General features: G+C 45.7%; 16 protein-coding genes and 1 pseudogene. 11 read left to right on the top strand and 6 right to left on the bottom strand.

What is annotated here, in order from left to right:
* The first annotated feature begins 269 nt into the window (after positions 1–269).
* Positions 270–2,885, top strand: coding sequence for a phosphoenolpyruvate synthase (ppsA, locus tag G3352_RS23470; RefSeq protein WP_163760538.1), 2,616 nt, complete (start codon positions 270–272; stop codon positions 2,883–2,885).
* A 102-nt stretch (positions 2,886–2,987) separates the two neighbouring features.
* Here ppsA and G3352_RS23475 read toward each other — a convergent pair whose 3' ends face one another.
* Complete coding sequence (locus G3352_RS23475; RefSeq protein ID WP_163760540.1) at positions 2,988–3,413, bottom strand: MaoC family dehydratase; 426 nt, start codon at positions 3,411–3,413, stop codon at positions 2,988–2,990.
* Positions 3,414–3,599: 186 nt separating this feature from the next.
* On the opposite strand from G3352_RS23475, the pseudogene G3352_RS31745 reads away from it, so the two are divergent.
* The 8 genes and pseudogenes from G3352_RS31745 to G3352_RS23510 form a co-directional block, all read left to right on the top strand.
* Positions 3,600–3,707, top strand: a pseudogene (locus G3352_RS31745) (hypothetical protein); the annotation flags it as partial.
* A gap of 395 nt (positions 3,708–4,102) precedes the next feature.
* Entirely contained in the window at positions 4,103–5,092 is a 990-nt protein-coding gene (locus G3352_RS23480; RefSeq protein ID WP_163760542.1) for a LacI family DNA-binding transcriptional regulator, read from the top strand.
* Entirely contained in the window at positions 5,085–5,966 is an 882-nt protein-coding gene (rbsK, locus tag G3352_RS23485) for a ribokinase (protein WP_163760544.1), read from the top strand. The genes G3352_RS23480 and rbsK overlap by 8 nt, the downstream gene beginning before the upstream one ends.
* Positions 5,963–6,364, top strand: coding sequence for a D-ribose pyranase (rbsD, locus tag G3352_RS23490; protein ID WP_163760546.1), 402 nt, complete (start codon positions 5,963–5,965; stop codon positions 6,362–6,364). The genes rbsK and rbsD overlap by 4 nt, the downstream gene beginning before the upstream one ends.
* A 15-nt stretch (positions 6,365–6,379) precedes the next feature.
* The gene (locus tag G3352_RS23495; RefSeq protein WP_163760548.1) at positions 6,380–7,861 is read left to right on the top strand and encodes a sugar ABC transporter ATP-binding protein; all 1,482 of its coding nucleotides are present in this window, start codon (positions 6,380–6,382) and stop codon (positions 7,859–7,861) included.
* 1 nt (position 7,862) lies between these two features.
* The gene (locus tag G3352_RS23500; RefSeq protein WP_163760550.1) at positions 7,863–8,834 is read left to right on the top strand and encodes an ABC transporter permease subunit; all 972 of its coding nucleotides are present in this window, start codon (positions 7,863–7,865) and stop codon (positions 8,832–8,834) included.
* A 14-nt stretch (positions 8,835–8,848) separates the two neighbouring features.
* The gene (gene rbsB, locus G3352_RS23505) at positions 8,849–9,778 is read left to right on the top strand and encodes a ribose ABC transporter substrate-binding protein RbsB (protein WP_163760553.1); all 930 of its coding nucleotides are present in this window, start codon (positions 8,849–8,851) and stop codon (positions 9,776–9,778) included.
* Positions 9,779–9,965: 187 nt separating this feature from the next.
* On the top strand, positions 9,966–10,331 hold the full coding sequence (locus G3352_RS23510) for a hypothetical protein (protein ID WP_163760555.1): 366 nt from the start codon (positions 9,966–9,968) through the stop codon (positions 10,329–10,331).
* A gap of 153 nt (positions 10,332–10,484) precedes the next feature.
* On the opposite strand, the gene G3352_RS23515 is transcribed toward G3352_RS23510, so the two are convergent.
* Positions 10,485–10,937, bottom strand: coding sequence for a hypothetical protein (locus G3352_RS23515; protein WP_163760557.1), 453 nt, complete (start codon positions 10,935–10,937; stop codon positions 10,485–10,487).
* A gap of 47 nt (positions 10,938–10,984) precedes the next feature.
* Entirely contained in the window at positions 10,985–11,431 is a 447-nt protein-coding gene (locus G3352_RS23520; protein WP_163760558.1) for a hypothetical protein, read from the bottom strand.
* A 168-nt stretch (positions 11,432–11,599) separates the two neighbouring features.
* Here G3352_RS23520 and G3352_RS23525 point away from each other — a divergent pair, with 168 nt between their 5' ends.
* Together G3352_RS23525 and G3352_RS23530 are read left to right on the top strand one after the other, a co-directional pair.
* Positions 11,600–12,172 carry a TetR/AcrR family transcriptional regulator gene (locus G3352_RS23525; RefSeq protein ID WP_163760560.1) on the top strand — a complete coding sequence of 191 codons (573 nt, stop codon included), beginning with the start codon at positions 11,600–11,602 and terminating at the stop codon, positions 12,170–12,172.
* A 312-nt stretch (positions 12,173–12,484) separates the two neighbouring features.
* Entirely contained in the window at positions 12,485–13,240 is a 756-nt protein-coding gene (locus G3352_RS23530) for an SDR family NAD(P)-dependent oxidoreductase (protein ID WP_163760562.1), read from the top strand.
* Positions 13,241–13,333: 93 nt separating this feature from the next.
* Here G3352_RS23530 and G3352_RS23535 read toward each other — a convergent pair whose 3' ends face one another.
* From G3352_RS23535 to G3352_RS23545, 3 genes are read right to left on the bottom strand one after another with little or no spacing between them, the layout of a single operon-like run.
* Positions 13,334–15,049 carry an extracellular solute-binding protein gene (locus tag G3352_RS23535; RefSeq protein ID WP_163760564.1) on the bottom strand — a complete coding sequence of 572 codons (1,716 nt, stop codon included), beginning with the start codon at positions 15,047–15,049 and terminating at the stop codon, positions 13,334–13,336.
* A complete protein-coding gene (locus G3352_RS23540) occupies positions 15,043–16,776 on the bottom strand; it encodes a sensor histidine kinase (RefSeq protein WP_163760566.1) in 1,734 nt (577 codons plus the stop codon). The genes G3352_RS23535 and G3352_RS23540 overlap by 7 nt, the downstream gene beginning before the upstream one ends.
* Before the next feature lie 18 nt (positions 16,777–16,794).
* Positions 16,795–18,432, bottom strand: coding sequence for a response regulator (locus G3352_RS23545; protein WP_163760568.1), 1,638 nt, complete (start codon positions 18,430–18,432; stop codon positions 16,795–16,797).
* Between the last annotated feature and the right edge of the window lie 35 nt (positions 18,433–18,467).

Consider the following 18,467-nt stretch of genomic DNA (forward strand, 5'->3'; position numbering starts at 1 on the left):
TGTGATACATAACATGCTGCACGACAGTAATCTGGTTGAGGAGAGCCATTTTTCTAAAGGATTAATAGTATTTGAAATCAAAAAAGAACCTGGGATAATTATCCCAGGTTCTTCGATATTGTATATAAACAAACACCATGATATAATCAGATTACATTTCTTCTACTCTCGCAGACATAAATATCTTATCTTATATTTAAATCTTATCATGGCGTTAAACTCTTTGTCAAATGTTTTTTTCTCAATTTATTGGTTAGGGGAGATTCGGAATGAGTTCTTTGGTTATCGGATTTCAGGAAATGGAAAAATTGCTGCTTGCGCTCGTTGGTGGAAAAGGATTAAATCTAGCGAAGTTATCAAAGGTTGAAGGAGTACAGGTCCCCGATGGATTTTGTGTTACAACTGTCGGATATCAGAAAGCCGTTGAACAAAATGAAACGTATCATGCTTTGCTGGATCAATTAACCTTGTTAAAAGTAGAAGAACGAGAGCAAATTGGTGAAATCAGTAGGAAGATCAGGGAACTTATTATGGGCGTAGACATTCCTGCCGATGTTGAAAAAGAAGTTGCTCATTATCTCTCCACATTTGGAGAGGGTCATGCGTATGCAGTGCGTTCCAGTGCGACCGCTGAAGATTTACCACATGCCTCTTTTGCTGGTCAACAAGACACCTACTTAAATATTATTGGGAAAGAATCAATCATGCACCATATCAGCAAATGCTGGGCTTCTCTGTTTACCGATCGCGCGGTAATTTACCGTATGCAAAATGGATTTGACCATGGTCAGGTTTATTTGTCCGTTATCATTCAAAAGATGATATTCCCAACGGCTTCAGGGATTTTATTTACGGCTGATCCGATCACATGCAACCGGAAACTGCTATCCATCGACGCCAGTTTTGGACTTGGTGAGGCGCTGGTATCCGGCTTGGTATCTGCCGACTGCTATAAAGTTCGGGAAGGTGAAATTGTCGACAAGAGAATAGCCGTCAAAACGTTGGCTATTTATGGAAGTGAAGATGGTGGAACGTATACACAGCAGATTGATCCCGTGCTGCAAAAGACGCAAACACTTACCGATCAACAAATTTTAGAACTGGCACGTATAGGAAGACAGATCGAAGCTCATTTTGGTTTCCCGCAAGATATCGAATGGTGTTTGGTGGATGATATGTTTTATATAGTCCAAAGTCGGCCAATCACAACGTTATACCCGATCCCTGAAGCGAGTGACCAGGAAAATCATGTGTACCTGTCTGTAGGTCATCAACAAATGATGACTGATCCCATGAAACCGCTGGGCTTATCTTTCTTTCTATTAACGACTCCGGCACCCATGCGTATAGCTGGTGGAAGATTGTTTGTTGATATTACGCCTAGGCTGGCTTCGCCTGTCATGAGAGAAAACTTCATAAATACCATGGGACAATCCGATCCGCTCCTTAAGGACGCACTTACAACTGTAATCGAACGCGGGAATTTCATAAAATCGTTACCTGTTGATCAGCCAGCACCAACTCTAGGTAATAACCATAAACAGAGCGTGTCTGATGGTTTTCAAGCACATATTGAAAATGAATCGACTATCGTCTCTGAATTGATTACGAGCAATCAAGCCTCAGTAGAAGCGTTAAAACGTAACATCCAAAACAAGTCTGGTTTGGATTTGTTTGATTTTATCCTTGAAGATCTGCAAGAATTGAAGAAATTTCTATCTGACCCACGAAGTTCAAATGTATTTATGACTGCCATGAATGCTTCAGCATGGATCAATGAAAACATGAAAGATTGGTTGGGTGAAAAAAATGCAGCAGATACGTTGTCTCAATCTGTACCTAACAATATCACTTCGGAAATGGGTCTGGCATTACTGGATGTTGCAGATGTAATTCGTCCCTATCCTAAAGTCATTGCTTATTTACAGCATGTGAAAGAGGATGAATTTATGGATGAACTGGTTAAGGTTGAGGGTGGACAGGAAACAAGGGACGCCATCCAGGACTATCTGGACAAATACGGAATGCGATGTGCCGGAGAAATCGATCTGACCAGAACCCGTTGGACTGAAAAACCCATTACACTTGTGCCATTGATTCTGGGTAACATCAAAAACTTTGAGCCTAATGCAAGCAAACGGAAATTCGAGCAGGGACGACAGGAAGCGTTGAAGAAAGAACAGGAAATATTGGATCGGTTGAAGCTGTTGCCGGATGGTGAACAAAAAGCCAAGGAAACAAAACGAATGATCGACCTGGTTCGCAATTTCATCGGTTATCGGGAATATCCCAAATACGGCATGATCAATCGTTACTTCGTATATAAACAGGCTTTATTGAAAGAAGCCGAACGACTTGCACAAGCGGGGGTTATTGCCGAAAAAGAAGATATATACCTTCTCACTTTTGAAGAACTTCGTGAAGTTGTACGCACCAATATACTGGATGAGAAGATCATTACCCAACGGAAAAACGATTACAAGTTCTATGAAAAGCTAACTCCACCTCGTGTGCTCACGTCTGATGGTGAAATCATTACAGGTCAGTATAAACGTGAAAATCTGCCAACCGAAGCCATTGTCGGCCTGCCTGTTTCTTCCGGAGTGATAGAGGGCCGTGCACGTGTCATATTCAATATTGAAGATGCGGATCTGGAAGATGGAGATATACTAGTGACTCCCTATACAGATCCGAGCTGGACACCATTATTTGTTTCTATAAAAGGCCTAGTCACTGAAGTGGGTGGACTGATGACCCATGGAGCTGTGATTGCGCGTGAATATGGCTTGCCAGCCATTGTCGGAGTGGAGAAGGCAACCCAACGAATAAAAGATGGGCAGCGAATTCGGGTCAATGGAACAGAAGGATATATCGAAATATTGTAAATGATACAACACGAATTGAGAGTGTACAGCAATGATCGCGCATCAGACCTGATGTGCGATCGTTTTTTTTCAAAGTCAACAACGGAAATGAATTGTTCAAATTCAATTACTAATCAGAGCACTTAATTCTGCTTGAAAAACCTTTTCATTATTTTGGTTAAAAGTAGTGAGCCGCACCGTGACAATGCCACCACGACTCCTTCTTGGAGATAATTCAATCACTTCTGATAAAACACTAATTTCATCATCTGGAAATACAGGTTTGATAAACTTTATGTTATTCATACCGGTTCCTGCGACAACCTCTTCACCATATAACCCGAGTTCAACCCAAAGTTTGAAAGACGTGCTCATCGTCTGCATACCCGAAGCAATGAGGCTGCCGAAGCGGCCTTCTTTGGCTTTTGCCTCATCTATATGCATATATTGAGGGTCGTAAATTTTAGCAAAATCAATAATATCCTTCTTTGACAATTGGATAGACTCTGTTCTATAGGTCTCGCCTAGAACATACTCGTTAAATTTCAATGATGTACACCTCCAGTATCTACTCTAATGGATAAGTTGAATTTAAGGCAAGCAATGCACACCTAGAATATGTATCTTAGTGTCTAATTAAAATCATGTAAGGGTTGCATAAAAGCTATTGAACTCTTTAGTGCCGACAATGAGAATTAAGCATTTTAAACACGAGTCAACGGGATGAAAATTTGATTATTACTGCCTGCGAGTGCATTGAACGGACTTTTGGCTCCAATTACGGGCAGGCTGTTCGTTAAATATGGACCCAAATGGATTGTCCTTCATGGGATTGTGCTAGTTCAGGACAAAACAATGACCCCTTTAAAAGTCGCTTATTTAGCGGCTTTTTTGTTTTTTCGAAAACCACGATCCCCTAAAAAGAGAATCCCAATCCGTTTGCTTATTCCAGTTCAGCAACTTCTCACCAAGGTAACGGAGTACCTTAAGACAATCGGAGTCCCCGTCGAAATAGGCGATAATTTGGCTAATATCCTGATTTACAACGGATAAGAGTCGTTTATTTTGCTTGAATATATGCATTGGTTCAAGATGACGCTATGGCATAGTGTTACTGCGTTAATTAGGTCTTTATCTGATGGCTAGGATAAATTTCCAGTAACAAAAGGATTGTCAAACTGAAATAAATATGATATTTTCATATCTGTAACCGGTTACACACATAGGAGTGAACGTTCATGACAACAATAAAAGATGTAGCTAATTTGGCTGGCGTTTCAGTAGCCACTGTATCGAGGGTCATTAATGAAAGAGGTTATGTTCATGCGGACACTCGCAAGAAAGTGGAGGAAGCGGTTAAGCAGCTTAACTTCTCTCCCAATGAGGTGGCCCGCTCTTTATACAAGCGTAAGTCCAAATTGATTGGCCTGCTGCTACCCGATATTGCAAACCCTTACTTTCCGCAGCTTGCACGCGGAGTAGAGGACCGGATGCAAGAGCAGGAATTCAGACTGATTTTCGGAAATAGTGATGAGGACGAACAGAAGGAAAAGGATTACATCCAGACTTTTATCCAGAATAATGTAGTCGGCGTAATCTCTTCAACGAATTACCCTCATTCTTCAATATATGAGAATTTGAAAATTCCCGTGGTGTTTCTTGACAGAACACCTCTGGACAGTCCCTCCGTATATGCGGATGGCAGAGAGGGTGGACATCTGGCTGCACGGGAGATTATCAAGCGCGGAAGCCGCCGAATTACGGTTATGCAGGGGCCGGCACATATCAAACCCGCGCAGGACCGTTTTGAAGGCGCAATCGAGAGCATACGTCAGGCGGGCCTGGATTACCGTGTAATCCAAACGACATCCTTTTCCTTTAACGATGTTGGGTTATGGGCGGATGAGCTTTTCAGCAAGTACGGGGATACGGATGGAGTCATTGCCAGTAATGACATTGCAGCTATGGCGGTACTGCACGAGGCATTGCGCATCGGAAAAAAAGTTCCGGAGGATATGCAAATTATCGGCTTCGACGATATTCCTATGAGCAGCCTGCTATCGCCTGCATTGTCGACCATTCGACAACCGGCATACGAGATGGGAAGAGAAGCTGCCGGTTTGCTTATCAAACTGGTGGAACAAGCTCCAATCGAAAACAAACACATACAGCTTCCGGTCAGTTTCATTGAACGGGGCACAACAAGAAGGGTGAATTCAGATGGCTAAAATATGCGTAATTGGCAGCAGCTCCATGGATTTGGTTGTCACTTCCTCAAGACGGCCGGGGGCGGGTGAAACCGTCCTTGGCGACAGCTTCAAAACAGTTCCGGGCGGCAAAGGAGCAAATCAGGCAGTCGCTGCCGCAAGACTGGGGGCCGACGTTTCCATGATCGGCAGGGTGGGCGATGACACTTTTGGTACAGCCATTTTAAATAATTTCAAAGCAAATGGTGTAAATACGCATAATGTGAAACCGGTTACACATTTGGAGAGCGGTACGGCTCATATCGTGCTGGCCGAAGGTGATAATAGTATTGTGGTTGTTGAAGCGGCAAATCGCGAAGTTACACCAGCTTATGTCGATGAAGCGGCAGAAGTGATCCAACGTGCCGATATTGTACTGATTCAGCAGGAAATTCCGGAGGAAACCGTTGTTCGTGTCAGCGAGATTTGCGCCCAAAGCGGAACGCCCCTGTTGTTGAATCCTGCACCTGCAAGGAAAGTACCGGATGAGGTCATTGACAAAGCTGCTTATATCACGCCGAATGAACATGAGGCCGAGATATTGTTTCAAGGCATGACTCCGGCTGAGGCGCTGCGCAAATATCCAAACAAGTTGTTTATTACGGAGGGCAGCAACGGGGTTCGATATTTTGACGGCGAACAGGAGATCGTTGTACCTACTTTCAAAGTGGAACCAGTGGATACAACCGGAGCGGGTGATACGTTTAACGCCGCATTTGCGGTCGCTCTGGCGGAAGGAAAACCGCTACAAGACAGCATTAGATTCGCCAATCGGGCTGCATCCCTATCTGTGACCAAATTCGGCGCACAAGGAGGCATGCCGACGAGGGATGAAGTGGAGGAAAGCCTGAAATGAAGAAGCAGGGAATATTGAACAGTCACATCTCCAAAGTGTTATCTGATCTGGGTCATACGGACACGATAGTTATCGCGGATGCTGGCCTTCCAGTTCCAGATGGTGTACCCAAAATCGATCTGTCCCTGAAACTGGGAACACCAAGTTTTCAAGAGGTCGTGGAGCTTATTGCGGACGATATGGTCGTTGAGAAAGTGATTCTGGCAGCAGAGATCAAGGCAGGGAATCCAGAAGCTTTGCAATTTATTACCGAGAAATTTGGCGATGAAGCCATTGACGTTTCCATCAGTCATGAACAATTCAAGGCGTTGAGCCGGAATGCCAAAGTGGTCATTCGTACGGGCGAAGCTACGCCGTATGCCAATTGCATTTTACAATCGGGCGTCATTTTCGGTTAAAAGGGGGACGGTATCATGCTTATTCAGATGCAAGACATATATAAAGCGTTTGGCACCAACCAAGTGTTAAGCGGGGTAGATTTCGAACTGAAAGAAGGCGAGGTTCATGCCTTGATGGGAGAGAACGGGGCCGGCAAATCCACGTTAATGAACATTTTGATTGGTCTTCACGGGCGTGATCAGGGAACCATCTCTATTGACGGCAAAGAAACCTATTTTGCCAATCCGAAGGAAGCCGAGAAGATGGGGCTTGCTTTTATCCACCAAGAGTTGAATGTTTGGCCGGAAATGACGGTGCTTGATAATCTCTTCATCGGTAAGGAAATAACTTCATCTTTTGGGTTGCTAAATACAAGACAAATGAAAGCGCTTGCCACTGAGCAGTTTGCCAAGCTTTCCGTGCAGATCCCGCTGGATCGTCCTGCCGGGGAATGTTCTGTCGGTCAGCAGCAAATGATTGAAATTGCCAAAGCACTGATGACCGACGCCAAAGTAATCATTATGGATGAGCCCACGGCGGCGCTTACGGAGCGGGAGATTCAGAAGTTGTTCGGCGTGATCACTTCGCTTAAGAAAAATGGTGTTTCCATTGTCTATATCTCGCACCGGATGGAGGAGATATTCACCATTTGCGACCGGATTACGATCATGCGTGACGGCAAAACGGTAGACACCAAGACGATCCCGGAGACCAGTTTTGACGAAGTGGTGCGGAAGATGGTTGGACGGGAACTCACGGAACGATATCCGGCACGAAATCCTTCGTATGGTGAAGTGGTCCTTGAAGTACGGGACGCAAGCAGCAGAGGATTGTTCCAGAATATCAGCTTTACGGTGAGAGCAGGCGAGATCCTCGGATTCTCCGGGCTGATGGGCTCTGGACGGACAGAGATTATGCGAGCGATCTTCGGTTTGGAACCTCTGGATGGTGGCGAAATCATGATTCGAGGCAAAAAGGCTCATATTCGGAAGCCTGCGGACGCGGTTAAACATGGAATTGGATTTATTACCGAAGACCGTAAGGATGAAGGCTTGGTGCTTGATTTCTCCATTCGTGAGAATATGGCCTTACCCAATCTGTTCAGCTTCTCAAGTAAGGGATTCATCTCGACTCAGAAAGAACAGGAGTTTGTCGATACGCTCATCAAACGTTTGCAAATCAAGACACAATCCTCTGAGACGGCAGCACGAAACCTTTCAGGGGGCAACCAACAAAAGGTGGTAATCGCCAAATGGGTCGGCATTGGTCCGAGTGTACTCATCCTGGATGAACCGACACGCGGTGTGGATGTTGGAGCCAAGCGAGAGATTTATCAGTTGATGAACGAGCTGACTGACCGCGGGGTTGCCATCATTATGGTATCTTCCGAGCTGCCTGAAGTGCTCGGCATGAGCGATCGAATTGCGGTTGTGCATGAGGGACGTATTAGCGGTGAACTGGCAAAAGAAGAGGCAACACAGGAAAATATTATGACATTGGCTACAGGGGGACAATGATATGACAACTTTGCAGGAAAACCAATCCGCCAAAAGCGGCTTTCGCTTGACGAATCTAACACAGAAATTAGGTCCGTTGCTCGGACTGATCATTCTGATAATCATCGTATCGGTATTGAATCCAAGCTTTTTGGAACCGCTTAACATTTTGAATCTATTGCGTCAAGTTTCGATTAACGCGCTGATTGCTTTTGGCATGACATTTGTCATTCTGACAGGCGGCATCGACTTGTCGGTTGGCTCCATTCTGGCTTTATCTAGCGCCTTTGTAGCCAATATGATGCTGTCTGGCTTGGATCCGATTCTGTCGATCATTATTGGGGTTGCGCTCGGCGGTGTCATGGGTATGGTGAATGGGCTGATGATTACGAAGGGCAAAATGGCCCCGTTTATCGCTACATTAGCGACGATGACGGTGTTCCGGGGATTAACTCTGGTATATACAAATGGTAATCCGATTACCGGATTGGGCGATAGCCTGCTGTTCCAACTGTTCGGTCGTGGTTATATGCTAGGCATACCGGTTCCAGCAATCACAATGCTCATTACTTTCGTAATATTGTGGACGATTTTGCATAAAACAGCTTTCGGTCGTAAAACGTACGCGCTTGGGGGCAATGAGAAAGCGTCCATTATCTCAGGTATTAAAGTGCATCGCGTGAAAATCATGATTTACTCGCTGGTAGGTATGCTGTCAGCCCTGGCAGGCGCGATCCTGACTTCCCGTCTGAATTCTGCACAGCCTACGGCAGGTACTTCATATGAACTGGACGCCATTGCAGCTGTTGTTCTGGGTGGAACAAGCCTATCAGGTGGTAGAGGACGGATCGTCGGCACACTGATTGGGGTTCTGATTATCGGCGTGCTGAACAATGGTTTGAACCTGCTCGGAGTGAACTCGTTTTATCAAATGGTTGTAAAAGGCGTCGTTATTGCCATCGCTGTCCTGCTGGACCGCAAGAAAACGGCTTAAGGAGAGAAGCGAACATGAAAAAACTAACCATATTGCTTGTAAGCGTAATGATGATCGTTCTGGCAGGATGCTCTCTGGAGCCTCCGGGTTGGGCTAAGCCCGACTCTGCCGGAAGCAATGGACAGAAAAAAATCGGCCTGTCGGTCTCCACGTTAAATAATCCCTTCTTTGTTTCTCTCAAAGACGGGGTAGTTGCAGAAGCCAAAAAACAAGGAATTCAGGTCATCGTGGTTGATGCTCAAAATGATTCAGCCAAACAAACCAATGATGTGGACGACTTAATTCAACAGGGCGTGGATGCCCTTCTGATTAACCCTGCGGATTCCGCGGCAATCTCTACGGCTGTACAATCGGCCAATAGCGTGGGTATTCCTGTGATTACACTTGACCGTTCGGCCGACAAAGGCGACGTGGCAGCGTTGGTCGCATCCGATAACGTCAAAGGTGGACAAATGGCGGCGGAATATTTCGTAAAACAGCTTGGCGAGGGAGCAAAAGTGATCGAACTTGAGGGTGTACCCGGAGCTTCCGCAACAAGAGAGCGGGGGAAAGGTTTCCACGAGATTGCTGATCAAAAACTCAATGTGGTTGCCAAACAGTCTGCCGATTTCGATCGCTCCAAAGGTTTGAATGTAATGGAGAATCTGCTGCAGGGCAATCCTGACGTGCAGGCGGTATTTGCCCATAATGACGAGATGGCACTGGGTGCAATCGAAGCGATCCAAAGTTCTGGTAAAGATATTCCCGTAATTGGATTTGACGGCAACGATGATGCGATCAAATCCATTAAGGACGGAAAGTTGACGGCAACAGTCGCTCAGCAGCCCGTACTGATTGGCCAGCTGGCGGTGCAAGCTGCTCTGGATGTGCTGGACGGCAAGCAAGTAGAGAAATCAATTCCGGCTGAATTGAAGCTGGTGACCAAGAAAAACGCGAACGATTAATTTAAAATGAAAATCCCGTTCTGGACAAAATGTCTAGAACGGGATTTTCATTTTATCTATCTGCTACGGTGGAGACGACAGATATCCATCGAAACCTGCGGTAGTTTTTGCTCGTTATATTATTGATCACATCTCGCGGGGCATGTAAATTAGTTGTATGCATGAGAAAAGGAGAGGTTAGCACTACATGGAAAATGTATCAGAGGAAGAAAAATTGCAATCCATCCAAGCTTTCCAATCGACCATACGCAAATCCGAAAACGCCTTGACTAATTTGACTCAGAAAGGAAATAACACTACTTTATTAAAGAAACGACTCAACGCCTTATACATCGGTTTGGCGTTATTGGAAACGGCCTGGAATCAAAAAGCTCATCATTACACCAAGGAAGAGTTAGCTGAAGCTCGCAATGTTCTGATCGGTTTATTCCCTTCACTTGAGAACAGTTACAGTAAGTCAAAAGCGGGCAGCCCTCAAAGAACGCTTTTAAGAAGAAGAATTAAAGCATTTGAACTGGCTGTTCAGGCCATGGATGACGTTGTGAAAAAATAAATTGCTGGGACATAAAACGTGTTTGACCATAGTGCACATCTTCAAGAACGTGAATAATACGTGTGTAAGTTTTTAGAAAGATCCAAAAAACCATCTCAATAATTGAGATGGTTTAATTTATTTTCATAATATAAAACGGTCAAACGTATTGACTCAATCATCAGAATAAACAGTTGTATTGAAACTTTCAGGCCCCAAGCGTACGTTATTCACATTATAAATAGGGTTATAGGAGAATGTGGCGTACGCTGAGTAGACAAGCTGTCCATTGCTTGGGGCTGGGACATTGTACTCCGAACCGGTAAAACTTAAAATACAAGGACTGAAAAAAGGGTTGGCCAATACAGTTGTAGTGGCCCGATACACAAGCTGTTGCGAACCGCCTAATCCTCGATATACTTCTATGACAAGATTTCCGTTAACTGGCAACTGACTTGCCGTAATTTCGACGATCCCCGAAAAAAAAGTTCGGAGCGACATACCCGGGTTGCTGATTTGCAATCCAACCTGGGCAAACAATAGTGGGACGCCATTCGTAAAGCTGGGAGTTAAAACTTGCTGGCCATTGGAACCTTGGGAAGTCCGGGCATCTAACGTTTTAACCATGAAATTTTCCTCCTTCCGTATTTTCATAGAGTCCTGTTAGCCATGAGTTAATCGTCACTGTATGCAACCGCATTGAAGCATTCTGGACCAACGCGGCTGGCTTGCTCTGATGGAGATGCCGGAACAAATGTAACAAAACAAGAATAGATAAGCTGCCCGGAGGGAGGAGGAGGCACATTGTAATCAGAACCATCGAAGCTTGCCAGTATGCTTCCCACAGAAGGAAATATAGGTTGGGAAACGACATAAATCGGCGTGCCTGTATAGGTCGCACCTCTGAAAATTTCAAAACGAATGGAAGAAGGTTGCGAGGACAAATTTGCTACCGAAATCCGATAGGTTCCGTTAAATTGAGTGCGAATTACTGTTCCTGGATTGACAATGTTCAGACCAAGGATACCCACCAAGGTAGGCGTATTTGGAGTGAGTGGAACATTAAACGGAGCAACACCGTTAGACCCGAGTGAAGTACGAGCGTCAAGCGTACGAACCATAACAATTCCTCCAATCTATTATTTTGTTATATCTTATGTAGCTATTTTCAAAGAGTTATCAGCTAATTGGTAAGGATTTTTTCGTGAATTAACCTTATAGCCTCTGCAACAATACAAGTTTCCCAATCATGCACTTAAATGTATAATGATTATTCGAGGTGATTGACGATGGCAAGATCCAAAGAATTTGAAGTTAATGAAGTATTAGATAAAGCAATACAGCTGTTCTGGGCCCAAGGATATGAGAAAACTTCGATGCAGGATTTGGTTGAATATATGGGCATTCATCGAAGAAGTATCTATGATACCTTTGGGGATAAGCATGCTCTCTTTATGAAAGCTCTTGAACGATATGAAACGAAGCAAACCACCCAAATGAGCTTGTTGATCGATACACAAAAACCAATCAAAGAGATTATTCGGGCATTGTTTGAGTCAACAATAAGAAATGAAGGACAACCTATAGGGTGTTTTCTTGTAAATTCAGGCGTGGAATTGGGCCTATTGGATCCTGAAGTTGCATCGCTAGTTAATGAAAGTTATTTGCGAACAGAGGAATTCTTGAGAAATCTTATTCTGGAAGGCCAGCAAAAGGGTGAAATCAAGGCTGACGTTGACCCTGTAGTTATTTCTCATTATTTGATGAATGCATGGGTGGGGATACGTACGTTGGTTAAGACCACTACGGATCCGCAAAAATTAACAAATATTATGGATATGACATTATCCGTTTTAGATTGAAAATGGAGTTACAACATGGCAGGCAAAGAGGGAGTTGCCTACATGGAGGATGGTTTGTTTTAGTGATACAGGTTCTTGTCCTGTTAATGTTATAAAGAACTTGTATCGCATGTCTTGCAAGACTCATTATTCCCTGTTCCAACATCATTATATGGTAGTCAGAAAATAATTCTTTACTGTTCGTTCTAGAAATGCTATTCTAAATAGCAAGTTAGATCTAACTGTTTTTTTTGCAATATTAAGAACGATCATTCTAAAATTATTTTAAAAGCTTACTTATACTAAAATACATGTTGATAAGGAGAAAATAGGATGAAATACACAGTTATTACAGGTGCAAGTTCAGGGATTGGATATGAGACAGCATTGGCGTTTGCTGCACGAGGCAAAAACTTAATTTTAGTCGCTAGAAGATTGGACAAATTAGAAGAACTCAAATCAGCAATTCAGAATATTGATGCTACAGTACATGTTATTGTTCATACAAGTGATTTATCGGATACTGCTCAGGCATACACACTGTATAACACGCTGAAGGAATACCAAATTGAGACTTGGATAAACAATGCGGGGCTTGGTGAAGGTTCTTTTGTAGCAGAACAGAATCTGGAGAAAGTTGAAACCATGTTACGTGTGAACATTGAGTCCCTAACGATCCTTTCCACACTGTATGTGCGAGATTACGCAGACGTAGAGGGAACTCAGTTAATTAACGTTGCATCCGCACTCGGATATGCCATTGCAGTTGGAAGTGTTGCGTATTCGGCATCGAAATATTACGTTAGTGCCTTCACTGAAGGGCTTGCCAAAGAACTTGAAATAAAAGGTGCAAAATTAAAAGCAAAAGTGCTAGCTCCAGCTATAACGGAAACGGAATTCGTAAATAAATCATTAGATACAGAAGATTTTGATTACAAAGCAAACATGTCTAAATACCACACTGCCAAAGAGATGGCAGGCTTCATGTTAGAACTATATGATAACAACGAAGTCGTAGGGATTGTCGATCTGAACTACAATTTCAATCTGAGAGGCCCAATCTATCCAATCATAGGAGCATTGCATTAATATTTCATCAAACATGGCGTACAACTAAACATTGTGCGCCATGTTTTTCATCTGATCCTTTCAATTTATAGATAACCCACCAGAAAACAACGATTATTGATTGATTTTTTCCAGCGATGTGTACCAATCGTTCACCTCTTCAGTGATCTTATCGCCACCTAGCTTGTGCCATCTAGCGACGACGAGATCGAAGCTTGACAGCGGCTCCTGTCCATATACGATTTTGAGCATCGCGTCATGCAGTAACTCGTCAAGGGCGTCACCGATCTTTTCCATCGTAGGCGTCGGAGCACCGGTGAAGGCATCTGTCTTGTAGACGGAGGGATTGCTTTCAACGATTTGCCAACCCTTCAGCTCCTGCGGGGTACGGAGCAGCTTGTTTTTGATGTCATATGAGGTCTGATCGGATGAACCACTGTTGATACGAGCAATCGATTCACTGAGCAGGTTAGGGACCGAGGGGAGAGAAAGGCTTAAGAGATACTTCTGGGGGTCTGCAAAACCGCCCGGAACCTGGCTTTCCAGGAATGTCACCTTGCCATCTTCATAGCCGTAGTCGTAGCCTTCAGCGATACCCCAGCGATACGGTGACCCAGCAGGAGGATCAATGAAGTTGTCATAAACAAAGTTCATATAGTTGAAAAAAATCTCAGGGTTCGCCATATCTGCGTTAATAGCCATTGCGCCATACTCTGGCGGCGTGCCACGCGTACCGGATAAGCCGCTCGGCCCGACGGGGATCGGATATGCCTCGAACCGGGCGCCCGGCACATTCGTAGTTACGTTCCCTAGCGGCCATCCGGCCGCCCACAGCGGCGCCACAATCATGCCTGCCTTGCCTAGCTTCCATGATTCCGTCGCTTGGACCTCATCGAGAATCTCAGCATCCTTCGGTATGTAGCCTCGCTCCATCCAGCGTTTTAACGTCGTAAGACCTTGTCGAACACTTGGTTGGACCGAGCCGTAAGACAGCATTCCGTCCGCACCTGTGCTCCAGATGTCCGGCATCTGCCCGTAAGCCCCAAACACGAAGCCCACATCCGACATCCAGGTGAAAAACGAATTTTTCAAGCTGATGCTAAGTCCATAGGTGTCGTCTTTACCATTGCCGTCCGGGTCTAGATGAACGAACGCATCCATGACGTATTCCATCTCGTCCAGGGTGGTGGGGGCCTGCAGACCAAGCTTATCAAGCCAATCCTGACGAATGTACAATACCTCGTTCGAATTCATCTTGCCGTCTAGGATTGGTATCGCCATTTTTTTGCCGTTGATCATGTATCGGTCCCACGACTCGGGTGCCTGCGCCATGGCTGCCTTCCACTTAGGTGAGGCATACTGCTCGAACAATTCTCCTACGTCGCGGAAGGCACCGGAGCGCAGCAACGGATACATATTTTGTCCACCCTTGAAGGTGACGATATCGGGAAGGGACTGACCGGTCGCGATCAAGGTGTTCAGTTTATTGATGTAGACATCCTCATCACCAGTCGTCGTCCAGAGGTAATTGACCTTGATGCCAAGCTTGTCCTCAAACATTCGGCTCAGTACGTTGTTTTGCAGATCCTCACCGTTTTTGAACTCGATGTCCGGGTACAGATGCCCAACGGTCGTCAAGACCACGGGAGACTCATATTTTCCACCGATGAACGAAGGCGCAGGCCCTACAGAGGTGTTTTCTTTCTCCAGTAGTTGGGAGGGGCCCGTTGGATCTTCCCAAAAGATAAACGAGAAAATCATAACAACCAGGAACAAGATGATCGCGAGGCCAAACAGCCCTGTTTGCTTCAACCATTTCCAGATTAACATATCTCTGTTACCTCCTGTTCACGGACCACTTTCCAGCGCAACGTCACCTGAAGTCCGCCCAGTTCTCCATTAGACAGCTCCATATTGGCCTCCGAGCCGAGCATTGCTCTCATCCGCTCATATACATTGTGAAGTGCCCACGCAGTATTGGCGTCCGTGCCGTAGTAGATTGCATTACGAAGCGTGTCGAGTCGACGGGGCTCGACACCACAGCCGTTATCCGCCACAATCAGCGCACAATATTCTCCGTTGGAATAGCCACGAATTCGGATGTCCCCAACCATGCGCAGCGACTCAATGCCGTGCAGAATGGCATTTTCCGCGAGCGGTTGTAGAAGTAGCCGCGGCACCTGTATATCGAGAAGCTGCTCCTCGACATCAATGGAGAAAACGAAGCGGTCCATCTGAAGGCTCTGGATCGTCAGGTATAATCGGACGAGCTCTAGCTCGTCCCGCACCGTTGTATACGTGTTCTCAAACTTGATTGTTTGCCGGAAATAACGGCTTAAACTTATGGACATGTCAATAACGGCCTGCTTCTCGTCAAGCTCAGTCATACTCTTGATAAATGCAAGTGAGTTGTACAGGAAGTGCGGTTGGATCTGGGAGTGGAGCTGCCGCAGTTTGGCTTCCTTGGAGCGGATCTGTTCCATGTAAACCCTTTCAATTAATTCTTTGATTTCTTTGGACATCTCGTTGAAGCGCTCAAACAAGTACATGAATTCGTCATTACTCTCCTGGTGGAGTGTGATGGAATATTGGCCGGATGTGATTTTCCTAACGCCCCAGAGCAATTTACGTATCGGAATCTGCACGTCCCGGTATAACAGCAGGGCGAGCAGGATACTGAACAGAAGTAGGAAAACGCTAGAGAAATAGTAGAGACGTTGGTTAGCGTAGATTGGATTGAGTACCTCACTGATCGGGGTATAGTCCGCGATGTACCAATCTTTGAAGTTACTTAGAGCAGTGAAATTAACGAGGTATTGCTCCCCATCCAGTTTAATAAGCCGGTTACCACTCATTTCTTTACCAACCTCAAGTCGGCTTGTCAATTCATGAATGAAAGGAAGCTTCTCTGTGTCGCTTGTCAGCACATCCCCAGCCGCAGACAACAAGATTGCGCTGTTGTCGTTCGTTCCCTTGGCACGGTCCAAGTAGGCAAGTACATTTTTGGTGTCGATCTTGGCCCTGACGACATAAGACACTTCCTCCGGATCAAAGCGGAAGGTGTACGGATGCGCCAAATAATAGGTCAAATACGTGCCATCGCCCGTCTGCTCATACTGCCAGAACGGGCGGAAGTGCGTCTCCAAATACAGTTCGCTTAACTTCGACGAAGAGGACGTTGAGGAGAAAGACGAGCTGTCTTCATCATAAATCACCATAAATTCGGCGTTCCAATTGTTCAGGGCATGCAAAAGGTTCAACTTGTCCGATACCCGCAGTTTCAACTTGTTCAGCTCAAAATCTCCTTCCAGAAAGGAAGGAGTCGCAAGCAGTCGCACATCTTTGTCGAGTACGAGAAAATCGCTAAAGGACGATACTTTGGACAGATTGTTGTCGATGTCTCCGGCCAGGAAAGTAAGCTCATTCAATTTCACTCTTTGAATTTCCTGCTTGATGAGCCGCACGCTGGAGCGATTGGTCAGATAGTAAAGAAGCAGGGTAGAGACGAGCAGTAGAAAGATGACAAGTACAATTTTTGTGAAAATGGTTAGTTTCATTATAGTGTCCCCGTTCGGTCAGGAGGATTGATGACGGAAGTCTTGCGGTGTCAGTCCAAAATGCTCTTTGAACAATTTGATGAAGTACTGCGGCTTATGGTAGCCGATTGCCGTCGCAACGTCGCTAACCTTGAGTTCTGGCTGCTCGATAAGGATTTCCCGCGCGCGCTGCATGCGCACTTTGTACAAATATTCGCTAATATTCTCGCTTGCCTTGCTTTTGAACAGAGCAGATAGATACGCGGGATGCAGGCCGACGTGATCTGCTGCCGTCTGCAGCGTGGCTTCCGCGAGATGCGCTGTGATGAACTGTTGGACCTTACGGATGAGCGCTACTTGCTCATTGTTCCATTCGCTTTTGGTCATCTCTCGCAATCGCTCGAGCGTGAGTACTATCCAATCCTGAAGCTGGTACATATGGCGGAAACGGTTGGCTTCAGTGGCCTTGTCTAGCTCTGGAGGGATGATCTCAAGCAGGCTGAGTCCGTTTTTGTGGGCAAAAAAGCTGAAGGCACCCATCGCGTGATAATAGAGCTCAAGTAGCGTTTCCCGTGAATCCATTCGTTTGTTTGTCACCTCAAGGAAAATGGCTTCCCACTTGGCAGAGATCGCCTCCCACTGGTAAATTTCGAACAACTGGATCATCGTGGGCGACTCGTAAAGGCTATGGACGCGGTAGGGCTTTTCGGGCACTAAGGCGTCTTGCATGCGGATTAAGAGGTCCGTCTCACCGCCAAGATGGCGGGTGAGTATAGCCAGTGAGTCCTGGTAAGTCTCACGCAGGCCGTTAGCCATGACCTGCCAGTGGCTCACGACGATTGAAATGCTGCTTTTGAGAAAGTGTCTGACGTGCTGCTGCAGCCTGGCCGCCAAATGTTCAAGGGACCGCTGTCGATTAAGCTCCGGTTCTTTCTCTCGCGCTAGCCATGACTCTTCCCGTACTTTGAGAACAAAGACTTCATGCTCGTATGCATCACGCCCGTGCCAGACATGGAACAATTCCGAGAAGGTTTCCTCAGCGATATTTGCGACGGCCGAGGAGAGCAGGGACTGGTCCTTCCAGTTCAAATCCTCTGCAGACAATTCAATGCGGAGGAGGCATATTGCAGTTTCGTCGCTCGGACAGAATGGCAACCGATAATAAGCCATTTTTTCTTCGAGCAGTTTGGAAGGAAGCTTCCTACCTTGAAGCAGATCAATTAGCAACTTTTCTCGAAACAATGGCATATGTTCGCTGAGCATGCTCATTGCTTTCACCTGTTTGCCCCGTTCGTCCCATTCCAGGCGGAGTGCTTCCGTGAGTTGATGCAGCATGTCGGCCAGCTCCCTCTGGTCGACCGGTTTGAGCAGGTAACCATCCACCTGCTGTCTGATCGCCTCCTGTGCGTAGTCCCATTCGCCGTACCCGGACAACAGGATACTTTTGAAGTGCTTGTCGTATTTTTTTATATGCTCGATCAGCTCCAGGCCGGAGATTCCGGGCATTCGAATATCGGTGATGATAATATCGACGGGATAGCTCTTGCAATGTTCGAGTGCCTCTTCACCAGAGAAAGCCTTGTGAACCTTGCCAATGCCGAGCGCTTCCCACGGCATGGTGCGTTCGAGACTGTCCACGAGATGAGCATGATCATCAACGATTAGTAGCTCATACATGCTTAAATCCCCCAGTCAGTTTTCGCTTGTTACGG

The organism is Paenibacillus sp. ALJ109b (assembly GCF_010747435.1).
GTDB classification, from domain to species: Bacteria; Bacillota; Bacilli; order Paenibacillales; family Paenibacillaceae; genus Paenibacillus; species Paenibacillus taichungensis.